The sequence below is a fragment of the Bradyrhizobium sp. CB82 genome (assembly GCF_029714405.1).
Lineage (GTDB): Bacteria > Pseudomonadota > Alphaproteobacteria > Rhizobiales > Xanthobacteraceae > Bradyrhizobium.
On record NZ_CP121650.1, the window covers coordinates 5237023 to 5262837 of the forward strand.

22 protein-coding genes and 3 tRNA genes are annotated in these 25815 nt (G+C 63.2%); 8 read left to right on the plus strand and 17 right to left on the minus strand.

All coding sequences use genetic code 11. The features are described 5' to 3' along the window. Positions 1-8 precede the first annotated feature (8 nt). From QA640_RS25530 to QA640_RS25550, 5 genes are read right to left on the minus strand one after another with little or no spacing between them, the layout of a single operon-like run. A complete protein-coding gene (locus QA640_RS25530) occupies positions 9-971 on the minus strand; it encodes an FkbM family methyltransferase (RefSeq protein ID WP_283042883.1) in 963 nt (320 codons plus the stop codon). Beyond that, complete coding sequence (locus QA640_RS25535) at positions 971-2167, minus strand: NADH-quinone oxidoreductase subunit D (protein WP_283035690.1); 1197 nt, start codon at positions 2165-2167, stop codon at positions 971-973. The genes QA640_RS25530 and QA640_RS25535 overlap by 1 nt, the downstream gene beginning before the upstream one ends. A 2-nt stretch (positions 2168-2169) precedes the next feature. Next, positions 2170-2781 (minus strand): NADH-quinone oxidoreductase subunit C, encoded by a 612-nt coding sequence (locus QA640_RS25540; RefSeq protein WP_283035691.1) that lies wholly within the window; start codon positions 2779-2781, stop codon positions 2170-2172. 11 nt (positions 2782-2792) lie between these two features. After that, positions 2793-3377 (minus strand): NADH-quinone oxidoreductase subunit B, encoded by a 585-nt coding sequence (locus QA640_RS25545; protein WP_283042884.1) that lies wholly within the window; start codon positions 3375-3377, stop codon positions 2793-2795. Beyond that, the gene (locus QA640_RS25550) at positions 3374-3739 is read right to left on the minus strand and encodes an NADH-quinone oxidoreductase subunit A (RefSeq protein WP_008136158.1); all 366 of its coding nucleotides are present in this window, start codon (positions 3737-3739) and stop codon (positions 3374-3376) included. Before QA640_RS25550 ends, QA640_RS25545 begins: the two co-directional genes overlap by 4 nt. Before the next feature lie 717 nt (positions 3740-4456). Between QA640_RS25550 and QA640_RS25555 the strand changes: the two genes are divergently transcribed. Next, a complete protein-coding gene (locus QA640_RS25555) occupies positions 4457-4660 on the plus strand; it encodes a hypothetical protein (protein ID WP_283035692.1) in 204 nt (67 codons plus the stop codon). 99 nt (positions 4661-4759) lie between these two features. Here the strand turns inward: QA640_RS25555 and QA640_RS25560 are convergent. Beyond that, positions 4760-4836 (minus strand) — tRNA-Asp (locus QA640_RS25560). Positions 4837-5180: 344 nt separating this feature from the next. Between QA640_RS25560 and pepT the strand changes: the two genes are divergently transcribed. Then, the gene (gene pepT / locus QA640_RS25565) at positions 5181-6428 is read left to right on the plus strand and encodes a peptidase T (RefSeq protein WP_283035693.1); all 1248 of its coding nucleotides are present in this window, start codon (positions 5181-5183) and stop codon (positions 6426-6428) included. Between the two features lie 53 nt (positions 6429-6481). Here pepT and QA640_RS25570 read toward each other — a convergent pair whose 3' ends face one another. Next, positions 6482-7375 (minus strand): hypothetical protein, encoded by an 894-nt coding sequence (locus tag QA640_RS25570; RefSeq protein ID WP_283035694.1) that lies wholly within the window; start codon positions 7373-7375, stop codon positions 6482-6484. A gap of 324 nt (positions 7376-7699) precedes the next feature. Here QA640_RS25570 and QA640_RS25575 point away from each other — a divergent pair, with 324 nt between their 5' ends. Beyond that, a complete protein-coding gene (locus QA640_RS25575) occupies positions 7700-7924 on the plus strand; it encodes a hypothetical protein (protein WP_283035695.1) in 225 nt (74 codons plus the stop codon). A gap of 307 nt (positions 7925-8231) precedes the next feature. Beyond that, complete coding sequence (locus QA640_RS25580; protein ID WP_283035696.1) at positions 8232-9206, plus strand: cation diffusion facilitator family transporter; 975 nt, start codon at positions 8232-8234, stop codon at positions 9204-9206. Positions 9207-9357: 151 nt separating this feature from the next. Here the strand turns inward: QA640_RS25580 and QA640_RS25585 are convergent, their stop codons facing one another. Next, positions 9358-10218 carry a methyltransferase domain-containing protein gene (locus QA640_RS25585; RefSeq protein ID WP_283035697.1) on the minus strand — a complete coding sequence of 287 codons (861 nt, stop codon included), beginning with the start codon at positions 10216-10218 and terminating at the stop codon, positions 9358-9360. Positions 10219-10502: 284 nt separating this feature from the next. Between QA640_RS25585 and QA640_RS25590 the strand changes: the two genes are divergently transcribed. Continuing rightward, positions 10503-10579 (plus strand) — tRNA-Val (locus QA640_RS25590). A gap of 69 nt (positions 10580-10648) precedes the next feature. Here the strand turns inward: QA640_RS25590 and QA640_RS25595 are convergent. The 6 genes from QA640_RS25595 to QA640_RS25620 form a co-directional block, all read right to left on the minus strand. After that, complete coding sequence (locus tag QA640_RS25595; protein WP_283035698.1) at positions 10649-11053, minus strand: GFA family protein; 405 nt, start codon at positions 11051-11053, stop codon at positions 10649-10651. A gap of 60 nt (positions 11054-11113) precedes the next feature. Continuing rightward, complete coding sequence (gene lon / locus QA640_RS25600; RefSeq protein ID WP_283035699.1) at positions 11114-13537, minus strand: endopeptidase La; 2424 nt, start codon at positions 13535-13537, stop codon at positions 11114-11116. 319 nt (positions 13538-13856) lie between these two features. Next, on the minus strand, positions 13857-15128 hold the full coding sequence (clpX, locus tag QA640_RS25605) for an ATP-dependent Clp protease ATP-binding subunit ClpX (RefSeq protein WP_254095610.1): 1272 nt from the start codon (positions 15126-15128) through the stop codon (positions 13857-13859). Between the two features lie 447 nt (positions 15129-15575). Further along, positions 15576-16211 carry an ATP-dependent Clp protease proteolytic subunit gene (locus QA640_RS25610; protein ID WP_283035700.1) on the minus strand — a complete coding sequence of 212 codons (636 nt, stop codon included), beginning with the start codon at positions 16209-16211 and terminating at the stop codon, positions 15576-15578. Between the two features lie 269 nt (positions 16212-16480). Then, complete coding sequence (gene tig, locus QA640_RS25615; protein ID WP_283035701.1) at positions 16481-17842, minus strand: trigger factor; 1362 nt, start codon at positions 17840-17842, stop codon at positions 16481-16483. A 177-nt stretch (positions 17843-18019) separates the two neighbouring features. Further along, positions 18020-18104, minus strand: a tRNA-Leu gene (locus QA640_RS25620). Positions 18105-18258: 154 nt separating this feature from the next. Between QA640_RS25620 and QA640_RS25625 the strand changes: the two genes are divergently transcribed. Beyond that, positions 18259-19563, plus strand: coding sequence for a multicopper oxidase domain-containing protein (locus QA640_RS25625; RefSeq protein ID WP_283035702.1), 1305 nt, complete (start codon positions 18259-18261; stop codon positions 19561-19563). A 218-nt stretch (positions 19564-19781) separates the two neighbouring features. Here QA640_RS25625 and QA640_RS25630 read toward each other — a convergent pair whose 3' ends face one another. Next, positions 19782-21281, minus strand: a complete 1500-nt coding sequence (locus QA640_RS25630) for an NAD(P)H-hydrate dehydratase (RefSeq protein ID WP_283035703.1) — start codon at positions 21279-21281, stop codon at positions 19782-19784. A gap of 376 nt (positions 21282-21657) precedes the next feature. Here QA640_RS25630 and QA640_RS25635 point away from each other — a divergent pair, with 376 nt between their 5' ends. Both QA640_RS25635 and glnA read left to right on the plus strand, forming a co-directional pair. Next, positions 21658-21996: a P-II family nitrogen regulator gene (locus QA640_RS25635; RefSeq protein WP_007603495.1), complete on the plus strand. Its 339-nt coding sequence runs from the start codon at positions 21658-21660 to the stop codon at positions 21994-21996. Positions 21997-22148: 152 nt separating this feature from the next. Next, on the plus strand, positions 22149-23558 hold the full coding sequence (gene glnA / locus QA640_RS25640) for a type I glutamate--ammonia ligase (RefSeq protein ID WP_283035704.1): 1410 nt from the start codon (positions 22149-22151) through the stop codon (positions 23556-23558). Positions 23559-23653: 95 nt separating this feature from the next. Here the strand turns inward: glnA and QA640_RS25645 are convergent, their stop codons facing one another. Together QA640_RS25645 and QA640_RS25650 are read right to left on the minus strand one after the other, a co-directional pair. Then, entirely contained in the window at positions 23654-24415 is a 762-nt protein-coding gene (locus tag QA640_RS25645; protein ID WP_283035705.1) for a slipin family protein, read from the minus strand. Continuing rightward, on the minus strand, positions 24412-25794 hold the full coding sequence (locus QA640_RS25650) for a nodulation protein NfeD (protein WP_283042885.1): 1383 nt from the start codon (positions 25792-25794) through the stop codon (positions 24412-24414). Before QA640_RS25650 ends, QA640_RS25645 begins: the two co-directional genes overlap by 4 nt. Positions 25795-25815: the final 21 nt, after the last annotated feature.

Here is a 25815-nt window from a genome sequence, read left to right on the forward strand (position 1 = left end):
TCAATCTCTCACTGGATACGGCGCGCAGCTTTCGCATTCAGGGCATCGATCCTGTCCTGCCAGAATGTGCTTGCGGTGCCGAAAACGTTGTAGCCGACGTGGGTAGAGACCTTGATGCGATCGAGGATCGAGAGCTCGGTCACCGTCTCCATGCGATTGGTGCTGGGATCGTAGACGATCAGCTTCAGCGGGGTCTTTTCGAGGATGTAGCGCGACACCGCATGCGAACGGTCGCTGCCGTGCTCCTCGCACATGATCACGCTGTCGCCTTCAAGGAGCCGCTTGCCGCCCTTGATGGCCTCGATCTCGACGCCTTCGACGTCGAGCTTGATCAAATATTTGGCGTTCGCTTCGACCTTGCCGTCATCGAGCAGATTGTCGAGCGCGATGACCGGCACTTCCTCACCTCCCGCCGAGGGGGCGCCGGCGATGCTGAAAGCTTCGTGCTTGGTGCCGGAGAGCCGCGCGGTGCCACGCTCGGCGCCGATCGCGCATTTCATAGTCTCGAAGCGGTTGCCGTTGATATCAGCGTTGTTGGCAAGCTTCGGATAGTTCTGGCCGGACGGCTCGATCGCGATTGCCTTGTGCGAGCCGAACGGTTTGCTCGACACCAGCACCGACCAGTAGCCGTAGTTCGCCCCGCAATCGAGTAGCGTGTAATCGACGTCGACGGAGTCCGCGAACAACAACTCCAGCTCGTCCTCGTAGTTGTACGAGCGGTTGAGCAGCTTGCTCCAGTAGCCGTCGCCATACGGAAACTCGAACACCGCGTCCGGGTTGAGCTTGATCGCGATGTTGCGCTCGGGCAGCGTCTTGCGCAGCAGATTGGCGCAGGCGATGTAGCCCATATGCGAGAAGTGCGAAGAGATCTTCGATCCCGTCACCAGCGCCAAGGCAGCCGTCCGCTCCCACAGGTTGGCCCCTTCAAGAGCCCCCGAGGCGCGGTCAAACTGGATCGGCGCCTGCGCCATCACCGATCGACCTCTCCGAACACGATGTCGAGCGAGCCGAGGATGGCAGAGACGTCCGCGAGGAGATGGCCCTTGCAGATGTGATCCATGGCCTGCAGATGCGCAAAGCCCGGCGCGCGGATCTTGCACTTGTAGGGCTTGTTGGTGCCGTCGGAGACGAGATAGACGCCGAACTCGCCCTTCGGCGCCTCGACCGCGGCGTAGACCTCGCCGGCCGGCACGTGGACGCCTTCGGTGTAGAGCTTGAAGTGATGGATGAGCGCTTCCATCGAGCGCTTCATCTCGCCGCGGCGCGGCGGGAAGACCTTGTTGTCCTCGACCGCGACCGGCCCCTGCCCATCCGGCGCCTTCAGCTTCTCGATGCACTGCTTCATGATGCGCACCGACTGGCGCATCTCTTCCATGCGGATCAGGTAGCGGTCGTAGCAGTCGCCGTTCTTACCGATCGGAATATCGAATTCCATTTCGGCGTAGCATTCATAAGGCTGCGCCTTGCGCAGGTCCCAGGCAGCACCCGAGCCGCGCACCATCACGCCCGAAAAGCCCCACTCCCAGGCTTCCTTCAGCGGCACCACGCCGATGTCGACGTTGCGCTGCTTGAAGATGCGGTTGGCGGTGAGCAGACGGTCGAGATCGTCGACCACTTTCAGGAACGGATCGCACCAGGCCTCGATGTCGTTGATCAGCTTGGGCGGCAGGTCCTGGTGCACGCCGCCGACGCGGAAGTAGGCTGCATGCATACGGCTGCCCGAGGCGCGCTCGTAGAACACCATCAACTTCTCGCGCTCCTCGAAACCCCACAGCGGCGGGGTGAGTGCGCCGACGTCCATCGCCTGCGTGGTGACATTGAGAAGATGCGAGAGGATGCGGCCGATCTCGCAATAGAGCACGCGGATCAACTGGCCGCGGCGCGGCACTTCGATGCCGAGCAGCTTTTCGGCAGCCAAGCAGAAGGCGTGCTCCTGGTTCATCGGCGCGACGTAGTCCAGGCGATCGAAATAAGGGATCGCCTGCAAGTACGTCTTCTGCTCGATCAGCTTTTCGGTGCCGCGGTGGAGCAGGCCGATATGCGGATCGACGCGCGCAACGACCTCGCCATCCAGTTCGAGCACGAGGCGCAACACGCCGTGCGCCGCCGGATGCTGCGGACCAAAGTTGATAGTGAAATTTCGGAGGTTTTCAGGTTGCTCGTTCATGATCAGACCTTTGGCCCCGCCTTCTCATCGCCGGGGAGCGGATAGTCCGCCCCTTCCCACGGCGAGAGGAAGTCAAACTTGCGGAATTCCTGGTTGAGCCGAACCGGCTCGTACACCACCCGCTTCTCCTGGTCGTCGTAGCGGACCTCGACGAAGCCGGTGAGCGGGAAGTCCTTGCGCAGCGGATGCCCCTCAAAACCGTAATCGGTGAGGATGCGGCGCATGTCGGGATGTCCGACGAAGATCACGCCATAGAGGTCGTAGGTCTCGCGCTCGAACCAGTCGGCGCCGGGAAACACCTCGATCAGCGACGGCACCTGGGTGGTCTCGTCGGCCTGAGCCTTGAGCCGAATCCGCGTGTTAAGCGTCGGCGACATCAGATGATAGACGACGTCGAAGCGCTTCTCGCGCGCCGGATAATCCACCGCGGTCACGTCGGTGAAGTTGACGAAGCGGCAGTTCGGATCGTCGCGGAGGTACTTGACCACCTCAACGATCTTGGCGGCCTCGACGTCCACCGTGAGCTGGTTGAAGGCGACCATGTAACCGGTAGCGGCGCCCGGAAGCGCACTAACGATCGTTTGCCCAAGGGCGTCGAGCTTGCCGTCGTCCATGACGTAAAACCTTAGCGTTCGATAGTGCCGGTGCGCCGGATCTTCTTCTGAAGAAGCAGCACGCCGTAGAGCAGCGCTTCCGCCGTGGGCGGGCAGCCCGGCACATAGATGTCGATCGGGACGATGCGGTCGCAGCCGCGCACGACCGAGTAGGAATAGTGGTAGTAGCCGCCGCCATTGGCGCAGGAGCCCATCGAGATGACGTAGCGCGGCTCGGGCATCTGGTCGTAGACCTTGCGCAGCGCCGGGGCCATCTTGTTGGTCAAGGTGCCTGCGACGATCATCACGTCAGACTGGCGCGGCGAGGCACGCGGCGCAAAGCCGAAGCGCTCGACGTCGTAGCGCGGCATCGACACCTGCATCATCTCGACCGCGCAGCAGGCAAGACCGAAGGTCATCCACATCAACGAGCCGGTGCGCGCCCAGGTGATGAGGTCGTCGGCCGCAGCGACGAAGAAGCCCTTGTCGGAGAGCTCGTGATTGACCTCGAGGAAGAACGGATCATTGGCCCCGACCGGCTTGCCGGTCGACGGATCCAGAATGCCCTTCGGGGCCGGCGCTAGAACCGGACCGGCGGACGATGTGGCAGGGTTCAATCCCATTCCAGTGCCCCTTTTTTCCATTCATAGGCAAACCCCACCGTCAGCACGGCGAGGAACACCACCATGGACCAGAAGCCGGTCGCACCAAGCTTGCCGAACGCTACCGCCCAGGGGAACAAGAACGCCACCTCGAGATCGAAGATGATGAAGAGGATGGCGACCAGGTAGAAGCGGACGTCGAACTTCATCCGGGCGTCGTCGAAGGCGTTGAAACCACACTCATACGCCGACAGCTTTTCCGGATCCGGTTGCTGGAACGCCACGATGAAGGGGGCGATCAGCAGCACGAGGCCAATCAGGCCCGCCACCCCTATAAAGACGACAAGTGGAAGATAGTTCTGCAGAATGCCGCTCATTGGCGAGCCCTTTTTCCCGCAGGCCGGGATGCCCGCGGATTCGTCCCGATTTGGAATTGTTCTGAGCCTTAGCGCAGTGCACCAAAGGGTGCAAGACACGCTGCTTTTAGGCCCTTTGCCGCCCCCAGAACAGTGAAAATCCCGGAATCGCCCCGCGGCTGTATGGAGCAGAACGGCCGCTCCAGCAAGGGTGTCCCTGTCGGACTCCCCAGCAGCAGCCGACGCTCCGCGCGGAGCATGTCGGCGCCCGCGGATCGGGGTGAGGTCGCCATAGCGATCAGAAGTGGCGCTGCGAAGATCCGTATCCATGGGCGCGAGCGACCGGACGAGCCATGCATCAAGGCGGGACCGGGACTCGTTTGGCGAATGCGTCGGCGCAGACCGGCCCAGGCTTCCGCTGCTGGCTGTGACGCGCCGGCGATCACCGTAGAGGCAGGATGTGGCCGACGTGCTGGTGAAGAGATGATAGCTGGTGAAGGCGCCAATCAGCTTCAGCTCCTTCGTGACATTGGCCACCGCCTCGAGCTCGATGCCGCGTGAGGTGACCGGGCCGGTCTGCCGCTATCTGCCGGACAGCGGCCTGAAAGGGTCCTCCTGGCGAGATCAAGCTGCCTGGCAGATGAAACCATTTTGCGGAAGGGGCGAAACCATCCGGAAACAGATCGTCCCTAGAAGAGGAGCCAACAGATGGGCGGGAAAGCCCGTCGGGAGGCTCAGATGAACCACTCCATTCACTCTGCTGATCGTGCGACGCATCTGAAGATCGTGGTGGTGGCGCTGGTGGCCGGCATCGCGGTGGCTGCCCTCGGGATCGCGGCACGGACCAGTGTCGATCTCAGCCAGACCGCCCAGGCCACCCACGTCGTCAAGGCCGGCAAGCCGGTGGCCGTGACCAGCTCGGGCACATCGGAAGTCCGCTAAGGCCGAAACGGCCCATATCGGACGGACACAAGGCCGCCTTCGGGCGGCTTTTGCGTCTGCGGCGATTTGAGAGAATTCCAGGCTAAGCCACTGATTCAATGGCGCGAGAGACGGGGCTCGAACCCGCGACCTCCGGCGTGACAGGCCGGCGCTCTAACCAACTGAGCTACTCCCGCGTGCTGGGCAAAGCCATGCGGAACGAGGGGGGACTTAAAGGCGCGGTCTGGTGAAGTCAAGGACGTTGCGTTTGGCCCGTAAACATCGGGTGTTTCTGCGAGACTTCACCGAAAACCTGCCCCGGATAGCTGGCCCGTAGGTCCCGAATCGTCGGATGGCCGAAGGCGCCAGATTTCGGTGCCGGAAGCCGCCGACAGCCCCGTTGAGGGAACTGGCCGAAGCCTACTCAGGCTTACGCTTCATTAAGTCTGATCACGCCTCCTTGCGCGACGACACGTGGTCCCCGGAATGACGCTTTTCTGGTATACCGCGGCTCACCAGATCCCGGTGGTTACGAGAAGAAATGTCCCTCACCTTTGCCCACACCGTGACCGAGCGCTTCCTGCGCTACGTCACCATCGACACCCAGTCCGATCCTGAATCCCCCACAGCGCCCTCGACCGAGAAGCAGAAGGATCTCGGCCGCGTGCTCGTCACCGAGCTCAAGGCCATGGGCGTGGAAGACGCCCATCTCGACGACTACGGCTATGTCTACGCGACGATCCCGTCCAACACCGACAAGAAGGTGCCGGTGATCTGCTTCTGCTCGCACATGGACACCTCGCCCGACTGCTCGGGCAAGGACGTCAAGCCGCAGGTCGTGAAGAATTATCGCGGCGGCGACATCACGCTGCCAGCCGATCCTACCCAGGTGATCCGCTTTGCCGAGCATCCCGCGCTCAAGAACCAGATCGGCAACGACATCGTCACCACCGACGGCACCACGCTGCTAGGCGCCGACAACAAGGCGGGCGTTGCCGAGATCATGGACGCCGCGCATTTCTTCATCAACAACCCCGACGTGAAGCACGGCACCATCAAGATCCTGTTCACGCCCGATGAAGAGATCGGCCGCGGCGTCGACAATGTCGATCTAAAGAAACTGGGCGCCGACTTCGGCTACACCATGGATGGCGAGAGCGCCGGCAGCGTCGAGGACGAGACCTTCTCGGCTGACGGCGCCACCATCACCATCCAGGGCGTCTCTGCCCATCCCGGCTATGCCAAGGGCAAGATGGAGCACGCGATCAAGATCGCAGCCGCAATCGTCGAACGCCTGCCGAAGGAAGGCTGCTCGCCAGAGACCACCTCGGGCAAGCAGGGCTTTCTGCATCCGATCGGCATCTCCGGCGCGCTGGAGCAGACGACGCTGTCCTTCATCGTCCGCGACTTCACCGAGGAAGGCTTGAAGGAGAAGGAGACGCTGCTCGAGGACATCGTCAAGGACGTGATGAAGGACTATCCGCGCTCGACCTACAGGCTCGAGGTGCGCGAGCAGTACCGCAACATGAAGCAGGTGATCGACCGTCACCCGCACATCCTCGAATACGCCATTGAGGCGATCCGCCGCGCTGGGCTCCGCCCGATGCGCACCGCGATCCGCGGCGGCACCGACGGCTCGCGCCTCTCCTTCATGGGCCTGCCCTGCCCCAACATCTTTGCCGGCGAGCACGCATTTCACTCGCGGCTGGAATGGGTCAGCCGGCAAGACATGGAAAAGGCGGTCCAGACCATCGTGCACCTCGCGATGATCTGGGAAGAGCGGGCCTAGGATTCCCGCAGGCCACGGTCACGGCCCGGCTAGTCCCGGCCATGGCCTTGCAGCTACGGCACCGGCATCGGGCGGCGACCGCGATAGAAGCGATTCGAACTCGCCATCCATTGCGGCAAGGGTTCACCGTCACGGTGCCGTCCGCCGGCGACTGCAGCCGCCCAGGCGACGGCGGCCCCGATCAGCGTCGCCGCCGCGACCGAGAATGCTACGATGATCGAGCTGCGCCGCGCGTGGTTGATCGCCGTCTGCGACTCCGCGATCACGGCATCGACGCGCCGCTCGGAATCCGCGGGCGCCAGTCCCGTCAACGCGGCCGTCTGTTGCACGAGATAGGACCGATCATCGCTGCTGACGCCGCTGTGGCTCGATGCCGTCATGAGAATCCGGCCGGCTTCGGCGCGGGCTTCCCTCACGTCGGTGTTCGGCGGCCGACGTGGCGCGCGGAACAGCTTGTCGAGCTCATAGCTCAACAGCGGCTCTGCGGCGGTTGCATTGCTGGCCGAGCTGCGCATCGTCGAGCGCTCGATCGCGGACGCGCCGAGGATCGCGAGCAGTGCCGCACCGATCAGCACGGCGAGCGCCCATGACGTCAGTCCGTGCAGCCCGTCCCGCCGCTCGCCGTCGTCCTCGATCGTTGCGAGCGCAGGCCCAGGCCGCGCGATCCGCCCGGCGATGTAGCCGCCAAAGCCGAAGCTGACGATCGCCTGGAGGATCAGATACAGTCCTGACAGCAGTGCCAGCGCCGATGACGCATCGCGCCATGTCGGCGACGTCGAACTGACGCCGAGGCCGATGGCGACGCCAAAGCTGACCAGGATGAACGACAGAGCACCGGCAGCGAACGCACCCGCCAGCACCGAACTCCACTGGATGGTCCAGCGGCCTTCGGCGGCGGGCACGCTACCTTCCATGACCTCTTCCTGCACGAGAGCTTCGATAGTCATCGCGGCTCTCTCAGCGCAGGCCGAAGAACGACAGGATCGCCATGATCACGACGATCAAGCCGATGAGATAAATCAATCCGTCCATAAGCCCATCCTCCTCAAATGCTCCGGGGCGCTAATGAAGAGGCACAAGGAATGTTCCTAACCGGGGCTTTCCTCGGCGGGGAACGAACCATCCAGATGCGGTTTATCCGCACAAGTCCAAGGGAACATAGATTGTGAGCACAAAGGCCCCAGCCGGGTCACCCCGGGAGCTGGGGCCTTCCGTTTTTGCGCGGCAGTGGCTGTCTTATGTTAAGGACGCCAATCGCGGGATCATCAAAGATGCGATCGGGGCGGATACCTCCAGGAGCGGGAGAGCCGCGTGGACCGCAGAACGGCCTGCCTGAGCCGGGCGAACGCATTCCGGGAAAAGGCGCCGATCCCGAGCACCACGATCAATGGATCGATGAAGCCATCAAATGGCTGGAGCGGGCGATGGAAGCGAGCTGCCACGTCTCGGTGACGGTGGAAGCCGGCGATGGTCGTACCGGTCCTGAGGCTCCGTGACCGTACAATCAAAATATCGAAAACAACCCCATGCAAAGGAGCCGATGGCTGCCGTCGCACGTTTTGCATTTTCCGAATTCATTTGACACGTCGGGCAAATCAGGGGCATTATGCCATCATCGCATCTAGACCCGGACCAGAGCTATCCGCCGCGTCCGTCGGTGACGCGAGTTGCTGGCAAAATCCTCGACCGTGCTGACGCTCCTGGTCCTGCCGGCGCTCTACGTGCTGTTCCGTCGTGACGGCGCCGGCGAACGCCTACAATGGGCGCTGATTTGGCTCACGCCGATTCCGGGGAGCGGTAGACGTGGACAAGCACGACCACCATGCCGGCCATCATCACCATGATCACCACGACCATGCCGGGCACGACCACGATCATGGCCACGGTGCGCATGTCCACGCGCCCGCAAATTTTGGCAGGGCATTTGCGATCGGCATTTCGCTCAACACCGCGCTCGTCGTCGCGCAAGGCGTTTACGGCTACATCGCCAATTCAACCGCCCTGCTCGCCGACGCCGGCCACAATTTGAGCGACGTGCTCGGCCTCGTCATGGCCTGGGGTGCATCGGTCGCGGCCAGGCGCGCGCCCACCGGCCGCTTCACCTACGGCTTTCGCGCCTCGACCATTTTGGCGGCACTGGCGAACGCCGTCTTCCTCCTGGTCGCAACCGGCGCGATCGGCTGGGAAGCGATCCTGCGGCTGCGCGAGCCAGAGCCGGTCGCCGGCGTCACGGTGATGATTGTCGCCGGCATCGGCATCCTCATCAACGGAGCGACCGCGATGCTGTTCGCCAGCGGTCGCAAGGACGACATCAACATCCAGGGCGCGTTCCTGCACTTGGCTGGCGATGCCGCAGTCTCGCTCGGCGTGGTCGTCTCGGCGGCGCTGATCATCTTGACCGGCTGGCTCTGGCTCGATCCGCTGGCGAGCCTCGTGATCTGCGCCGTCATCCTCTGGAGCACGACGGGCCTGCTCCGCAGCTCCGTCGACATGTCGATGGCTGCCGCGCCACGAGGCACCGACCTCGACGCCATCAAAGGCTTTCTGATGCAGCGGCCCGGCGTCTCCGATATCCACGACCTGCACGTCTGGCCGATCAGCACCACGGAAACGGCGCTGACGTGTCACCTCGTCATGCTGAGCGGTCACCCCGGCGACGCCTTCCTGATGGAGACCGCACAGCTCCTGAAAACCTCCCACCGGATCGGCCATACGACGATCCAGATCGAGACCGGCCAGGACAACGCCTGCGCGCTGGCGCCCGACAACGTGGTGTGACGACCGCTCTGCGGGTGACGATCGCCAATGAAGGCCCGCATCCCACTGTCATTGCGAGCGAAGCGAAGCAATCCAGAATTCCCCCGCGGAGAGATTCTGGATTGCTTCGTCGCTTCGCTCCTCGCAATGACGGTTGTGGAAGCTTCCTCGCCTACCCTGCCTTCGCCGTCACGATCCAGATCGCGCCTTGCAGCGCCACCGATTGCCCCCTGACGAACGGCGCCAGCGCTTCGCGGATCGAGCCTTTGGCCGCCTCGTGGGTCTCCGGCGGATGGCCTTGCAGGGCGCGGCTGGCGGGGCCGATCTGAAGAGAGCCATCGACCGCCGCGTCCAGGCCGCCACCGATCGCGATATCCATCGCAAGGTTGCGCGGCTCCATCGCCACGTCCGCGAAACCGGCGCCGTTGAGGATGCGCATCACGCGCTCTTCCGACGCAAAGGCGAATGGACCGGGATCCTCCGGCCCGACCGGCGGCAGCTTCGGTACGTGTTTGTAGACCGCCATCAGCGGCGTCATCATCCAGGGGTTTTCGCGCGGCTCGCGCCAGCAGATGAAGGCCAGCCGCCCCGACGGCTTCAGCGCGCGGCGCAGATTGGTGAACGACGCGATCGGATCGGCAAAGAACATCACACCGAAACGCGAGGCGAGCAGATCGAAGCTTTGGGGATCGAACGGATAGACCGTCGCGTCCGCCAGCACGAAATCGAGCGGCAGGTTCTTTGGCGAAAGTGCACGCGCCTGCGACAGCATCGGGCCGGACACGTCGAGCCCGAGCGCAAAGCCGTTCGGCCCGACTGCCTTCGCGAGCGCGACCGTCGTCGCACCGGAGCCGCAGCCGATGTCGAGCACGCGCTCGCCCGGCTTCGGCCTGGCGCGCTCGATCAGGATGTCGGCGATGGGTCCAAGCAGCGTCTCCTGCGCCGCGTGGCGATCGGCCCATTTCTGGCCGCCGGGACCATTCCAATAAGCGATCTGGTCGGCATTGAGCTCATGTCCGCTTGGTTGTTCCATCAGGGCCTCTGTGTCTCGCATTGATCAACCGGTTGCGCACGGTCCGGCATTCCAGCGGATTGTAAGCAGTTCGAAGAGCCGCAGCCGCCGGTCCCGGGGCTCGGCGCCGGCGGACAAAAAAAGGAATCTCAGGCTCGGAGGGACTCATTGGACAAATTAAAACGGTCGGACGGAAAAGTCCGATCTTTGCCGGTGTTCCAAGCGGCGTCCAGTCCAGGAACGAAGCCGGCGCGGTTCGAGGGGCCTTGCCCATCCACGTGTGGCAGCGCTAAAGAGGCGCCGTGGGGCGGTTAGCTCAGCTGGTTAGAGCATCTCGTTTACACCGAGAGGGTCCGCGGTTCGAATCCGTGACCGCCCACCAATCAAATCAAACAGTTAGCGCTCTCGGCAGGCGGTCCCGCCCTACCCCGTTCGCGAAGCGGATCGTGCTTCAATCCTTGGGTCGCCCCGGCAAGACGGGCACCGTATCGATCCACAGCGCCGCCGACTGGCACCAGATCTGGCGGCTGGGCCGCAAGGTCTCGCGCTGGCGGATGCTGCCCCAGCGGATGCCCCAATCGTCGGCCTCCGAGCCCTCGCCGCTGGTGAACAGCGGGGAACCGCAGTCGCCGCAGAAATGCTGGAAGCGCATCCGGCCGTTGTCGCCGCGCTTGCCATAGACCTTGGGCTTTCCGCCGGTCAGGCGGAGGGTTTGGCCGGAGCAGATCGCGGTTACCCGGAAGGGGGACCCGGTCAGCACTTGGCAATCGGTGCAGTGGCACACCGAGATCGCCTCCGGATCGATCTCCGCCGTGTAGCTGACCCGGCCGCAATGGCACTGTCCGTCGATCTGCATGCCGCGCTCCCAAAACAAAAACGGCGCCCGAGGGCGCCGTTTTAACATCTTTGGCCGGTCTCAGTGAGCGGTCAGGCCACCGGCGGCTTCGTCGCCATCCGGCTTCACCGTCACCTTGGCGTCCTCTTCCCAGACGATCGGCACCGGCTTCTTCACCAGCGCGCGGGCGACGACGTCGTCGAGCCGCGAGACCGGGACGATCTCCATGCCGCCCTTGATCGCATCGGAAATCTCCGTGAGATCCTTGGCGTTGTCCTCCGGGATCAGCACCGTCTTGATGCCGCCGCGGGCGGCAGCCAGCAGCTTCTCCTTCAGACCGCCGATCGGCAGCACACGGCCGCGAAGCGTGATCTCGCCGGTCATCGCGACGTCGTGGCGGACCGGAATGCCGGTCATGACCGAGATGATCGCGGTGGCCATCGCCACGCCTGCGGACGGACCGTCCTTGGGGGTAGCGCCCTCCGGCACGTGCACGTGGATGTCGCGCCTGTCGAACATCGGCGGCTCGACACCATAGTTGATCGCACGCGAGCGGACGTAGGACGCCGCCGCCGAGATCGACTCCTTCATGACGTCGCGCAGATTGCCCGTGACCGTCATCTTGCCCTTGCCGGGCATCATGACGCCTTCGATCGTCAGCAGCTCGCCGCCGACGTCGGTCCAGGCAAGGCCGGTGACGATGCCGACCTGCGGCTCGCTTTCGATCTCGCCGAAGCGGTACTTCGGCACACCCAGAAACTCCTCCAGAGTCTTCTCGGTGACCTTGACCGACTTCTTCTTGGAGATCATCAGCTCCTTCACCGCCTTGCGGGCGAGTGTCGAGAGCTCACGCTCCAGATTGCGCACGCCCGCTTCGCGGGTGTAGCGGCGGATCAGTAGCAGCAGCGCGTCGTCGTCGATCGAGAACTCCTTGGAGTCCAGACCGTGCTTGGACACCGCGTTCGGGATCAGGTGCTTGCGCGCGATCTCGACCTTCTCGTTCTCGGTGTAGCCCGCGATCCGGATGATCTCCATGCGGTCCATCAGCGGGCCCGGAATATTGAGCGTATTCGCGGTCGTGATGAACATCACGTTGGAGAGATCGTAGTCGACCTCGAGATAGTGGTCGTTGAAGGTCGAGTTCTGCTCGGGGTCCAGGACCTCGAGCAGCGCCGAGGACGGATCGCCGCGGAAATCGGCGCCCATCTTGTCGATCTCGTCCAGCAGGAACAGCGGGTTGGACGACTTCGCCTTCCGCATCGACTGGATGATCTTGCCAGGCATCGAGCCGATATAGGTACGGCGGTGACCGCGGATCTCGGCCTCGTCGCGCACGCCGCCGAGCGAGACGCGCACGAATTCGCGCCCCGTCGCCTTTGCGATCGACTTGCCGAGCGAGGTCTTGCCGACGCCGGGAGGCCCGACCAGGCACAGGATCGGCCCTGTCAGCTTGTTGGCGCGCGACTGCACCGCAAGATACTCGACGATGCGGTCCTTGACCTTCTCGAGCCCGTAGTGATCGGCATCCAGAACCGACTGAGCGGCTTCCAGGTCCTTCTTGACCTTGGACTTCTTGTTCCACGGGATCGACAGCAGCCAATCGAGATAATTGCGTACGACCGTCGCTTCCGCGGACATCGGCGACATCTGGCGCAGCTTCTTCAGCTCGTGCTGCGCCTTCTCTCGCGCTTCCTTCGACAGCTTGGTCTTCGAGATCTTCTCTTCGAGATCAGCGAGTTCATCGCGACCATCGTCGTCGCCGAGCTCCTTCTGAATCGCTTTCATCTGCTCGTTGAGATAGTACTCGCGCTGGGTCTTCTCCATCTGGCGCTTGACGCGCGAGCGGATGCGCTTCTCGACCTGCAGCACCGAGATCTCGCTCTCCATCAGGCCCAACACCTTCTCCAGGCGCGAGGTGACGGACAGCGTCTCCAGGATTCCTTGCCGATCCGCGATCTTGACGGCGAGATGCGAGGCGACGGTGTCGGCGAGCTTGGCGAAATCGGTGATCGCCTGCACGACGCCGACGACCTCGGCCGAAATCTTCTTGTTGAGCTTCACATAGCTCTCGAAGTCGGACACGACCGAGCGCGCCAGCGCTTCGGCCTCGACCGACTTAGCATCGGTGTCGGCGAGTGCGACCGCGGTCGCCTCGTAATAATCGGCGCGATCGGTGTATCTCTCCACGCGCGCTCGCTCGAGCCCCTCGACCAGCACCTTCACGGTGCCGTCGGGAAGCTTCAGAAGCTGCAACACGCTGGCGAGCGTACCGGTCTCGTAAATCGCATCGGGCGCTGGATCATCGTCGGACGCGTTCTTCTGCGTCGCGAGCATGATCAGCGCGTCGTTCTTCATCACTTCTTCGAGCGCGCGGATCGACTTCTCGCGGCCAACGAAGAGCGGCACGATCATGTGTGGGAAGACGACGATGTCGCGCAAGGGAAGCACGGGATAAGCGTGCGCTTCGCCATGAACGATGGTTGGCCGGGGTTTGGGATTAGTCATGGCCTTTTCCTTTTGCTTTGCCCCCTTGCACGCAGCCCGCTGTGCCTAGCGCAACCGCCACAAGGTGCCGAGGTGATCCGCAAAACCAGTAGGCCCTTAAGCTTGGACCGGCCTTGCCGGATCGAATTGAGGCGAATCTTGAAGAGAATTCCTGCTCGCCGTTTGCATTAGGTGGCTATCGACCCAGGGGGTGTCAAGTCATTGAAAGATGCGCGCCATTTGGCGCTTACGCACGCGGGACGAGCGACGCAATACCGGCTGCGGATACTCATTCCGCAGCCGTCAATTCGAGAAGTTCGAAGGCTCAGACCAGCGCCCGTCAGGCGCTGGCATTCTCGACCGCACGATCGGAGCGATCGGCGTAGATGTAGAGCGGACGCGCCGTGCCTTCCACGACTTCGCGCGAGATCACCACCTCTTCCACACCTTCCAGGCCCGGCAGATCGAACATGGTCTCGAGCAGGATCGCTTCGAGGATCGAGCGCAGTCCGCGCGCGCCGGTCTTGCGCTCGATCGCCTTGCGGGCAACCGCGCCAAGCGCCTCGTCGGCGAAGGTCAGCTCGATGTTTTCCATCTCGAACAGGCGCTGGTACTGCTTGACCAGCGCGTTCTTCGGGTCGGTCAGGATCTTCTTCAGCGACGTCTCGTCGAGGTCCTCGAGCGTCGCCACGACCGGCAGACGGCCGACGAACTCGGGGATGAGACCGTACTTCAGGAGATCCTCGGGCTCGACGTGGCGGAAGATCTCGCCGGTGCGGCGGTCCTCAGGTGCCATCACCGAGGCACCGAAGCCGATCGAGGTCGACCGGCCGCGCGCCGAGATGATCTTCTCGAGGCCCGAGAAGGCGCCGCCGCAGATGAACAGGATATTGGTGGTGTCCACCTGCAGGAACTCCTGCTGCGGATGCTTGCGGCCGCCCTGCGGCGGGACCGAAGCCACCGTGCCTTCCATGATCTTCAAGAGCGCCTGCTGCACGCCCTCGCCCGACACGTCGCGGGTGATCGACGGATTGTCGGACTTGCGGCTGATCTTGTCGATCTCGTCGATGTAGACGATGCCGCGCTGCGCCCGCTCGACGTTGTAGTCGGCGGCCTGCAGCAGCTTCAGGATGATGTTCTCGACGTCCTCACCGACATAGCCGGCTTCGGTCAGCGTCGTCGCGTCGGCCATCGTGAAGGGAACGTCCAGGATGCGGGCGAGCGTCTGCGCGAGCAGCGTCTTGCCCGAGCCGGTCGGACCGATCAGCAGGATGTTCGACTTCGCGAGTTCGACGTCGTTGTGCTTGGTCTGGTGGTTGAGGCGCTTGTAGTGGTTGTGCACCGCGACCGAGAGAACCTTCTTAGCATGGCTCTGGCCGATCACGTAGTCGTCCAGCACCTTGCAGATTTCCTTCGGCGTCGGAATACCGTCGCGCGACTTCACCAGCGAGGACTTGTTCTCCTCACGGATGATGTCCATGCAGAGCTCGACGCACTCGTCGCAGATGAAGACCGTGGGACCCGCGATCAGTTTGCGGACTTCGTGCTGGCTCTTGCCGCAGAACGAGCAATACAGCGTGTTCTTGGAGTCGCTCGTGCCGACCTTACTCATTCATATCTCCGTCCGCGGTTCGATCCCGTCCGCTCGATCGCTCCAGTCCGGCACGACGGCCGGCATAGATTCAAATAGAGCAAATTCCGTACCAAAAAAGACCCTACGCGTTACATCCCGTGCGAATCACGGTCACTCGATTCTCCCGCGATCTTAGCCCATCAAACCTAGCCAACCATGCTGTCACCCGACTATCAAGAATTCGCTAATCGGGGGGGCGCTGGCTACCCGTGACAATACCGTGATTTCACGACTTGGCACGAGCGAAGTGATCGAAATCACCCGGGCGTTGCTGGATTACCACGAAAGAACCAGCACGAAAGCGGAACTTTCCGCCTGTCGCGAGGCGCAAGGCCGCTTTTTGCGCCGCACGACGCGCCATTAACGTGAAGGCCGCCCTGACGATCCCCAGAAATCCCGGGGATCGCCGTTACCATTTCGGTAGTGCTACAGGGCTTTCGGCGGCGCCGGGTCCTCGGCGCGCTTGTCGATCACCTTGTCGACGAGGCCAAATTCCTTGGCGTCGTTTGCCGTGAGGAACTTGTCGCGTTCCAGCGCATCCTCGATCGACTTGTAGGTCTGACCGGTGTGCTTGACGTAGATCTCGTTGAGACGCTTCTTCAGGTTCAGGATTTCCTGCGCGTGCAGCATGATGTCGGTGGCCTGGCCCTGGAAGCCGCCGGAAGGCTGGTGCACCATGATGCGCGCGTTCGGCAGCGAGAAGCGCATGTCCTTCTCGCCGGCCGCGAGCAATAGCGAGCCCATCGAAGCCGCCTGCCCCGTACAGAGCGTGGAGACCGGCGGACGGATGAACTGCATGGTGTCGTAGATCGCAAGGCCCGACGTCACCACGCCGCCCGGCGAATTGATGTACATCGAGATTTCCTTCTTCGGATTCTCGGCTTCGAGGAACAGAAGCTGTGCGACGATCAGCGTCGACATGCCATCCTCGACCGGTCCGGTCACGAAGATGATGCGCTCTTTCAACAGACGCGAGAAGATGTCGTAGGCGCGCTCGCCACGGTTGGTCTGCTCGACCACCATGGGCACGAGGTTCATGTAGGTTTCAACCGGATCGCGCATGAGTCACCTAGGTTTTTCGGAGGCGGACATCCTCGCGGCAAGACAGTCTTCGCTGGAATCGCCGAGCGCGGATGAACGTCCCGTGATGCAGGACTTGAGTAGGGCGTAACGACAGATATAGCCCAATTCGCTTCAGACAAGGCCGGAGCGAATTAAGGCTTAATCCGACAAACCAGTTGAAGCTGATTCGCGGAAACAGGCCCAGCCGGCCACCTGGCTAGTGGGCCCGCTTCCGCGATCATCCTTAACAGAAGGCTTTCTTGCGAGCCTTATGCGGCAGTCTTGTCCGCCTCGTCATCCTTGTAGAGCTCCTCGCGCGAGACCTTCTTCTCGGTCACGTTGGCGAGTTCGAGGATGAAGTCGACCACCTTGTCCTCGTAGATCGGTGCACGAAGCTGGGCCAGCGCGTTGGCATTGTTGCGGTAATAGTCCCAGACTTCCTTCTCGCGGCCCGGCACCTGGCGCGCCCGCTCGATCACTGCGCGACCCACCTCGTCGTCGGTCACGGTGATCTTGTTCTTCTCGCCGATCTCCGACAGCACGAGGCCGAGCCGCACGCGGCGGTCGGCGATCTTGCGATACTCGTCCTTCGCCTTGTCTTCGGTGGTGTCCTCGTCGGCGAAGGTCTTGCCGGCGGAGTCCATCTCGGCCTTGACCGAGTTCCACATCAGATTGAACTCCTCGTCGATGAGCGAGGGCGGCGCATCGAAGCGATGGGCCTCGTCGAGACGATCGAGCAACGCGCGCTTGACGCGCTGGCGCGTCGCGGTGGCGAACTCGGCCACCAGCCGCTCGCGCGCGGCTTCCTTCAGCTTGTCCAGCGATTCAAGGCCGAGCGACTTGGCAAACTCGTCGTCGATCTTGGTGTCCTGCGGCGCTTCGATCAGCGTTGCGGTGGTCTCGAACTCGGCGGGCTGGCCGGCGAGCTTGTCGTTCATATAGTTCTTCGGGAATGCCACCTTCAGCGTACGGGTCTCGCCCGCGCCGATGCCGATGAGCTGATCCTCGAAGCCGGGGATGAAGGTGTTGGAGCCGATCTGGACCTGGATGCCCTCGCCGGTGCCGCCCTCGAAGGCTTCGCCATTGATGGTGCCCTTGAAGCTGACGGTAACGCGATCGCCGGAGGCCGCCTTGGCGCTCTCACCCTTGTCGCTGTAGCTGCGGTTGTTGTCGGCGATGCGCTTGATGGCCTCGTCGACCTCTACGTCGGTCACGTCGGCGACCGGCTTCTCGACCTGGAAACTCTTGAAGTCGGCGAGCTGGATCGGCGGCACCACTTCGATCGCGACCGTGTAGGTCAGGTCGGACTTGCCGGAGAGCAATTCCTCGACCTCTTTCTTCTCGGTCGGCATGGTGATCTTCGGCTCGGTCGCGAGACGGAAGCCGCGCTCCTGGAAGATCTGCGTGTTGGTGTCGCGAATGGTCTGGTCGATGGTCTCGGCCATCACCGAACGGCCATAGACCTTCTTGAGATGCGCGACCGGCACCTTGCCGGGACGGAAGCCGTTGAGGCGCACCTTGTCCTTGAGGTCGACGATCTTGGCGTCGGCCTTGGCATCGAGATCAGACGCGGGAACGCTGATCTTGAATTCGTGCTTCAATCCTTCCGAGAGGGTCTCTGTGACCTGCATGGCGTCCAATCTTCTTCTCGCTTTGTCACGGCGCTTGCCGCCCCGACATTTGTCATCAATCGATCCGGCGCGCGGGCAAAACGCCTTTGCGCCGGTGGTTCATCGGACCGGGCTCCTCGGGACAAAACGTCCATGAGGAACGAGGTCCTTGTAATCCGTGCAAACGCTGAAAGCGCTTGGTGCGGGCGGAGGGACTCGAACCCCCACAACTTTCGTCACTGGAACCTAAATCCAGCGCGTCTACCAGTTCCGCCACGCCCGCGTGAATTTGCATCAAGACCGGCCGCGATGCCGCGGGCGGCCGGGCTTATAGCATGTGCCCGCCTGTTCGCAGCAAAAAAATGGCCGTGTCGACACCCTCTTCAGATAGGCGCAACGGCTGGACTTATCCAGCGCGGCGTGGTCCGCATCGCCTCATGACGAAGCGATTTTTTGCTCCGACCCGACGTGAGGTTTTGGCCGGCCTGGCGGCCTCGGCGGCGGGTCTTGCCGGAGGCGGAGCGACGCCGCCGGCAGCCGCGTGGCTCACCCTCCAGGCGCGGCCAGCCACCCTGGCTCTGAGGCCGGGACAGCCAGCTACACCAATCTCGGAGCTGGTGACGCCAACTGCTGCCGGTGACGTCCGTCTCAAGCGCGGCGACCGCTGCGAAACGACATTTCGCAACGACCTCACTGCGGCGGTTGCGCCAGTCTGGTACGGCCTTGATGGCGCGACGGCTGCCGAGCCGCTGCCGGGCCGCGCAGCCGTAGCCCCCGGCGCGACGGAAACATCAATTATTTCAATGCCTCACGCGGGGACCCTGCTGGCCGACCTTCGCCTGTTCGAGGAGGGGTTGAAGCTGCCCGTTCGGCCGCAGCCGATCATCATCGAGGAGGCCGACCGCGTCGCCGTCGACCGTGACGAGGTGCTGTTGATCGAGGAATGGCGCCTGCGGCCGGATGGCACCGCGATCGCCCCGGGCCGGGACCCGCAGGACACAGCCCCACTCTATACCCTCAACGGGAGAACTTCGTTCGAACTCTCAGCCGCGGCCAACGAAAGGCTGCGGCTGCGCTTTATCAACGGCTCCCAACGCACTGTCCTGGCGATCAAATTGGAAAACCACGACGTCCGCGTGATGGCCATGGACGGACAACCGGCCGAGCCCTTCCCGGCCCGCAACGGCGCTCTGGTGCTCGCCCCCGGCGCGCGTGCGGACGCTTTCGTGGATACGGCCACATCGGCCCCATTCCTGCTCCACGACGGCAAGGAGGCGCGCCAGATCGGGAGCCTCACGATCTCCGGCAAATTGGAGCGGCGCGCGCCGCTGTCGCCGCCACAGCCACTCCCTTCGAATGATCTGCCCGACCAGCTCGATCTCAAGGGCGCCCTGCGGTTCGATCTCGCGCTCGGCGCACCCGACGCAGGTTGGACACGGCCTGCAAGTTTCTCCGCCTCCTCCGCTCCCGCCTTTCGGGCCAAGGCCGGTCGCACTGTCGTGCTAGCCCTGAAGAACTTCACTCCAGTCACCACCGCCTTCCACCTGCATGGCCATCATTTCCGCCTGCTCGACCGGCTCGACGACGGCTGGAAGCCGTACTGGCTGGACACGCTCGCGATCGAGCCAGGCCAAACCCAACGCATCGCGTTCGCTGCGACCTACCCCGGACGGTGGCTGGTCGAGTCCGTCGCGACCGACTGGGCCGCGCCACGGCTGGTCCGCTGGTACGCGGTGGAGTGAACGCCCTACCGGCGCCTCCAGACGTACCGAGCGTCAGGCTCCTTCTCCTCGTTCCCTGTCCCGTCGCTCTCCTCGACCAGTTCCTGATCACTAAAGCACGATGAGATTGGGATGAATCGTCATCGCGCTTTAGGTGGTTGTTTGCGCATGGTCTCCGCGCAAACGCGTTCCGCGTTTGTCGCGAGGGAAAACCGCTTCACACTTTTCCGGATCATGCTTTAGTACTCCACGCCCAGCGCGTCATAGATCCGCCGGTGCACCGCCGGCAGCGTCTCAGTCAGGTCTTCCGCGATCAGTCCCGGACCCGCTTCGCTCGCCGCCTCACCATGCATCCAGACGCCGATGCTCGCGGCGTCGAACGCGGCGACGCCCTGCGCAAGCAGGCCCGCGATAATGCCCGAGAGCACGTCGCCGGCGCCGGCCGTCGCGAGCCAGGGCGGCGCGTTGGCGGCGATGGTGGCGCGGCCATCAGGCGCGGCGATGGTGGTGTCCGGTCCCTTCAGCAGCACCACGGCGCCGCAGCGTTCGGCGGCGGCACGGACGCGCTCGAGCTTTGAGCGGCCGGGATGCTTGTTGCTGAGGTCGGAGAACAGGCGCGGAAACTCGCCCTCATGTGGCGTGAGCACGACCTCGGCGTCGTGCGACGACTTGATCGATTCAAAGAGCCGTTCAGGATTGGCGGCAAAGCTCGTCAGCGCATCCGCATCGAGCACGAGGTGGCGCTGGGCTGTGAGCGCCGTGTGGACGAAGTCGCAGGTGCGCGTCCCCGTGCCTGCGCCGGGACCGATGATGCAGGTCGTGTAGCGCTTGTCGGAGAGGAGCTCGCCGAACTCGATCGCGGTGTCGACGGGCCGAACCATCACTGCCGTCAACGCGCTCGCATTGATCGCGAGCGCATCGCGCGGCGATGCCAGGGTTACGAGCCCGGCTCCGGCGCGCAGTGCGCCGCGCGCGGCGAGGCGTGCGGCGCCGGTTGCCGCCGCATCGCCGGAAACCGCGAGCACGTGGCCGCGCGCGTATTTGTGGCCGTCGATCCGCGGCACCGGAAAGGTCGCCCCCCAAAAGTCCGGATCGTTCTCGAAGAGCTGCGGCCTGATTTCGTGAAGCACCTGATCGTCGATGCCGATGTCGGCGACATGCACGCGGCCGCAATGGATCCGGCCGGGCAACAGAAGATGCGCCGGCTTCTTGCGGAAGAAGGTGACCGTCTCGGTGGCGTTGACCGCAACACCCATCACGCTTGCGCTGGTTCCGTTGATGCCGCTCGGCAGGTCGACGGCGAGCACCGGCGCGCCGTTGGCATTGATCGCCTCGATCATCTCGCGCGCCTCACCTTCGAGCGGTCGGCTGAGGCCGGCGCCGAACAGCGCATCGATGATCAGCGCGGGCCTGCCGATCGCCTGCGGATTGAACGGCAGGAGCGGATGCTTCCAGCCGCGCGCGGCGGAGGCCGCATCGCCCTGGAGCTGGTCGCGCTCGCACATCAGGATGACCGAGACCTCGCGACCTTGGGCGGCGAGCTCGGCCGCGGCGACAAAGCCGTCGCCGCCATTGTTGCCGGGACCCGCGACCACCAGGATCTGCCCCTCCGCCGCCAGCGCGCTCGCGGCTTGGGCGATCGCCTGGCCGGCGCTCAGCATCAACTTGAAACCGGGCGTGCCGGCCGCGATGCTGAGCTGGTCGGCCCGCTGCATTTCAGCGTTGGTCAGAACTTCCATGCCACTTCCCTGGTACAAACGCCTTTTCAACAGGCAGTTTCCGTGTCGATCCCGGACCGAAACCCAACAACCTGCACACAGATTGAACCATTTGCCTATTTCGTAGTCTTCGCTATTTTGGACTGGTTGGTCCCACCTTCCGAGATGCTCGTTAAAGGGCTGATAACGCTCCAAAAATCAGGGCATTTGCAACTTGGCATAGACCCTGCTTTCGAGGAAGCCGCTTCGGTTCGTCGTGCTCACTGGTCTTTCCGGGTGTGACCGGCCGTCGCCCGGGCTGGTCAGGCAGCTGGGACAGCGAGGACAACTCCGCGCGAAGACAAAGCGCATCCTGAGGAAGACGTTGCTATTTGATCGAAATGCCGGGAGGCGCGCAGTGAAGAAAATCGAAGCCATCATCAAGCCGTTCAAGCTCGACGAGGTGAAAGAGGCGCTCCAGGAAGTCGGACTGCAAGGCATTACCGTCACCGAAGCCAAGGGCTTCGGACGCCAGAAGGGCCATGCCGAACTCTACCGCGGCGCAGAATACATCGTGGACTTCCTGCCCAAGGTCAAAATCGAAATCGTGATCGGCGACGACCTGGTCGAGCGCGCGATCGACGCGATCCGTCGTGCGGCACAGACCGGGCGCATCGGCGACGGCAAGATTTTCGTCTCCAACATCGAGGAAGCCATCCGCATCCGGACCGGCGAATCCGGGCTGGACGCTATCTGAGCCGGGTGCTATCCCGCATTTTGCGACACTCTAACTAGAAAGAAGGCTGCTTCGGCGGCCTGATTTCGTTTGTGCAAGCGCGCGAACTCGCCACAAGGCGAGAATAATCTTGCTCATCTGGAAACCGACCCGCAGAGCCAAAAGGGGTATGCATGAAGACCGCCAAAGACGTCCTGAAATCGATCAAGGACAACGACGTCAAGTACGTCGACCTGCGCTTCACCGATCCGCGCGGCAAGTGGCAGCACGTGACCTTCGATGCCGGCATGATCGAGGAGGATTCGTTCGCTGAAGGGCTGATGTTCGACGGTTCCTCGATCGCCGGTTGGAAGGCGATCAACGAGTCCGACATGTGCCTGATGCCCGACCCGGTTACCGCGACGATCGACCCGTTCTTCGCCGAGACCACCATGATCCTGGTCTGCGACGTGCTCGAGCCGACCACCGGCGAGGCCTACAACCGCGATCCCCGCGGCATCGCCAAGAAGGCCGAGGCGATGGTGAAGTCGATGGGCATCGGCGACACCGTCTTTGTCGGTCCCGAAGCCGAGTTCTTCGTGTTCGATGACGTGCGCTATTCGGCGACGCCCTACAACACCGGCTTCAGGCTCGACTCCTCGGAGTTCCCGACCAACTCCGACACCGAATATGAGGGCGGCAATCTCGGCCACCGCATCCGCACCAAGATGGGCTACTTCCCGGTGCCGCCGCAGGATTCCGTGCAGGACATGCGCTCGGAGATGCTGGGCGCCATGGCCAAGATGGGCGTGAAGGTCGAGAAGCATCACCACGAGGTTGCTTCCGCCCAGCACGAGCTCGGCATGAAGTTCGACACGCTCACGCTGATGGCCGACCACTTGCAGATCTACAAATACTGCATCCACCAGGTCGCCCACATCTACGGCAAGACCGCCACCTTCATGCCGAAGCCGGTGTTTGGCGACAACGGCTCGGGCATGCACGTGCACCAGTCGATCTGGAAGGACGGCAAGCCGGTATTCGCGGGCAACAAGTACTCCGACCTGTCGGAGACCTGCCTGTCCTACATCGCCGGCGTCATCAAGCACGCCAAGGCGATCAACGCCTTCACCAACCCGACGACCAACTCCTATAAGCGTCTGGTCCCGGGCTATGAGGCGCCGGTGCTGCTCGCGTACTCCGCGCGCAACCGCTCGGCCTCCTGCCGCATCCCCTACACCGCTTCGCCCAAGGCCAAGCGCGTCGAGGTGCGCTTCCCCGATCCGCTCGCCAACCCCTATCTCGGCTTCGCCGCGATGCTGATGGCCGGCCTCGACGGCGTGAAGAACAAGCTCGATCCGGGCCCGGCAATGGACAAGGATCTCTATGACCTTCCGAAGGAAGAGCTGAAGGCGATCCCGACCGTGTGCGGCAGCTTGCGCGAGGCGCTCGAGAACCTCGACAAGGACCGCGCCTTCCTGAAGGCCGGCGGCGTGTTCGACGACGACTTCATCGACAGCTACATCGAGCTGAAGATGACCGAAGTCGAGCGCTTCGAGATGACCCCGCACCCGGTCGAGTTCGAGATGTACTACTCGGGCTGAGCAGCTCGCGGAATACGACAAGCAAAAGGCGCTCCGAGAGGGGCGCCTTTTCGTTTTTCATGTGTTGCGGCACCGATCCCGTGAGGCGGAAGTGGTCATGTTGCCTCGCGTCGCGGAATCAGGTGGTCAAATAGTCCCATCGGCAGCGGAAAGACGACAGTGGACGACCGTTCGCCAGCGATATCGTGGAGTGCCGCGAAGTAACGTAGCTGCATTGCCTGCGGCTCCTGGGCCAGGATTCGGCCGGCTTCGACCAGCTTCTCGGCTGCCTGCTGCTCACCCATCGCGTTGATCACCTTGGCCCGTCGCAGCCGCTCCGCCTCGGCCTGCTTGGCGATCGCGCGTACCATGGTTTCGTTGATGTCGACGTCCTTGATCTCGATGGCGGTGACCTTGATGCCCCAGACGTCGGTCTGCTTGTCCAGGATCTCCTGAATATCGGCGTTCAACCTGTCGCGTTCTGCGAGCATTTCGTCGAGCTCATGCTTGCCTAGCACCGAGCGCAAAGTGGTCTGCGCGAGCTGGCTCGTCGCTGTCATGTAATCGCTGACCCTGATGATGGCGCGCTCGGGGTCGACGATGCGGAAGTACAGAACGGCGTTGACCTTCACAGACACGTTGTCGCGTGAAATCACGTCCTGCGGCGGCACGACCTGCACCATGACGCGGAGATCGACCTTGACGAGCTGCTGCACGATCGGAATCAAGATGATGAGGCCCGGCCCCTTGACGCCGGTGAAGCGACCGAGCGTGAAGATCACGCCGCGCTCGTATTCCCTGAGAACGCGAATGGCCTGGGTGAGAAATATGATGATGATCAGCGCAAGCGCTGCATAAGTCAGATAATCAAGCATCATGATTTAGGACCTCCCTCGCCGGACGGAGCTGGCGCGCGGCGCACCACCAGCGTCAGATCAACGACATTGGCGACTTCAACCACGTCGCCCGGCTCGAAGGCTTCAACGCCGCGCGCCAGCCAGCGTTCGCCGTGTGCAAAGACGTGACCCTCGTTCTCGCTCCAGTCGAGAACCTCGGCGGGCAGTCCCTGCATGGCTTGTGCGCCGACCAGGACCGTCCCCTTGCGGGCGCGCCGAAGCGAGCCGAACACGACGAGCACAAAGCCGGTGAACATCGCCGCCACAATGCCGATGACCGACCACGAGAGGCGGTACCCCGGCGCCTCGTCCCTGACCAGCATGACCGCCCCCAGCACAAAGGCGACGATCCCTCCAAGGCCGATCACGACGGTCGGGTTGAAGGCCTCGATGGCCAGGAGCGCGATCCCGACCAGCATCAGCCCGAGGCCGGCATAGTTGATCGGCAGCAGATTGAGGGCATAGAGGCCGATCAGCAGGCAGATCGTCCCGACGACCCCGGGGGCGACCGCGCCGGGCGATACGAATTCGAAGATGATCCCGTAGACACCGACCATAAGGAGGATCAGAGCGACATTGGGATCGGTGACGACAGCAAGGAATCGGGAAATCCATCCGGGGTCGATTGTCTCAACGACGGCATCCTTCGTCGCCAGGCGTTGCATCTTGCCGCCCGCGACCTCCACAACGCGACCGTCGACTTCCCTGAGCAATTCGGCCGGATCGCGTGCGATCAAGTCGATGACATGGGCCTGCAACGCGCCGTTGGCAGAGAGGGTCGCAGCCTCGCGGACCGCCTTCTCGGCCCAATCGGCGTTGTGGTTGCGCAGTTCGGCGAGGCTGCGGATGAAGGCCACCGCGTCGTTGGTCACCTTGGCCGTCATCGCGTCCTTGGGCTCGCCCTCTTTCTTACTGTCCTTGTCCGGCGTGCCGCCCGGCAGACCCGGCAGCGGTCCGCCGATCTGAACCGGCGTCGCGGCACCGATATTCGTGCCTGGCGCCATCGCCGCGATGTGGGTCGCGTAGAGGATATAGGTCCCGGCACTCGCCGCATGGGCTCCGGAGGGAGCGACGTAACCGACGACCGGGACAGGCGAGGCGAGTACATCGGCGATGATCTCGCGCATGCTGGAGTTGAGACCGCCCGGGGTGTTCATCCGCAAGACGACAACTTCAGCGCCTCGTTCAGTGGCCTTGACCAAGGCCTCCTTTACATAGCTGGCCGAGGCCGGTCCGATGGCTCCGTCGATCGAAATCGTGAGTGCAAGGTGGCCCTTCTCCTCAGCGACGCCGGGAAGGAGAAGAACAAGCAGAGCGGCGATGCCAATCGCCGCAACGAGGGCCGCCTTCATGGTCTGCACGGCAAGGGCTCCCTTGCCAAA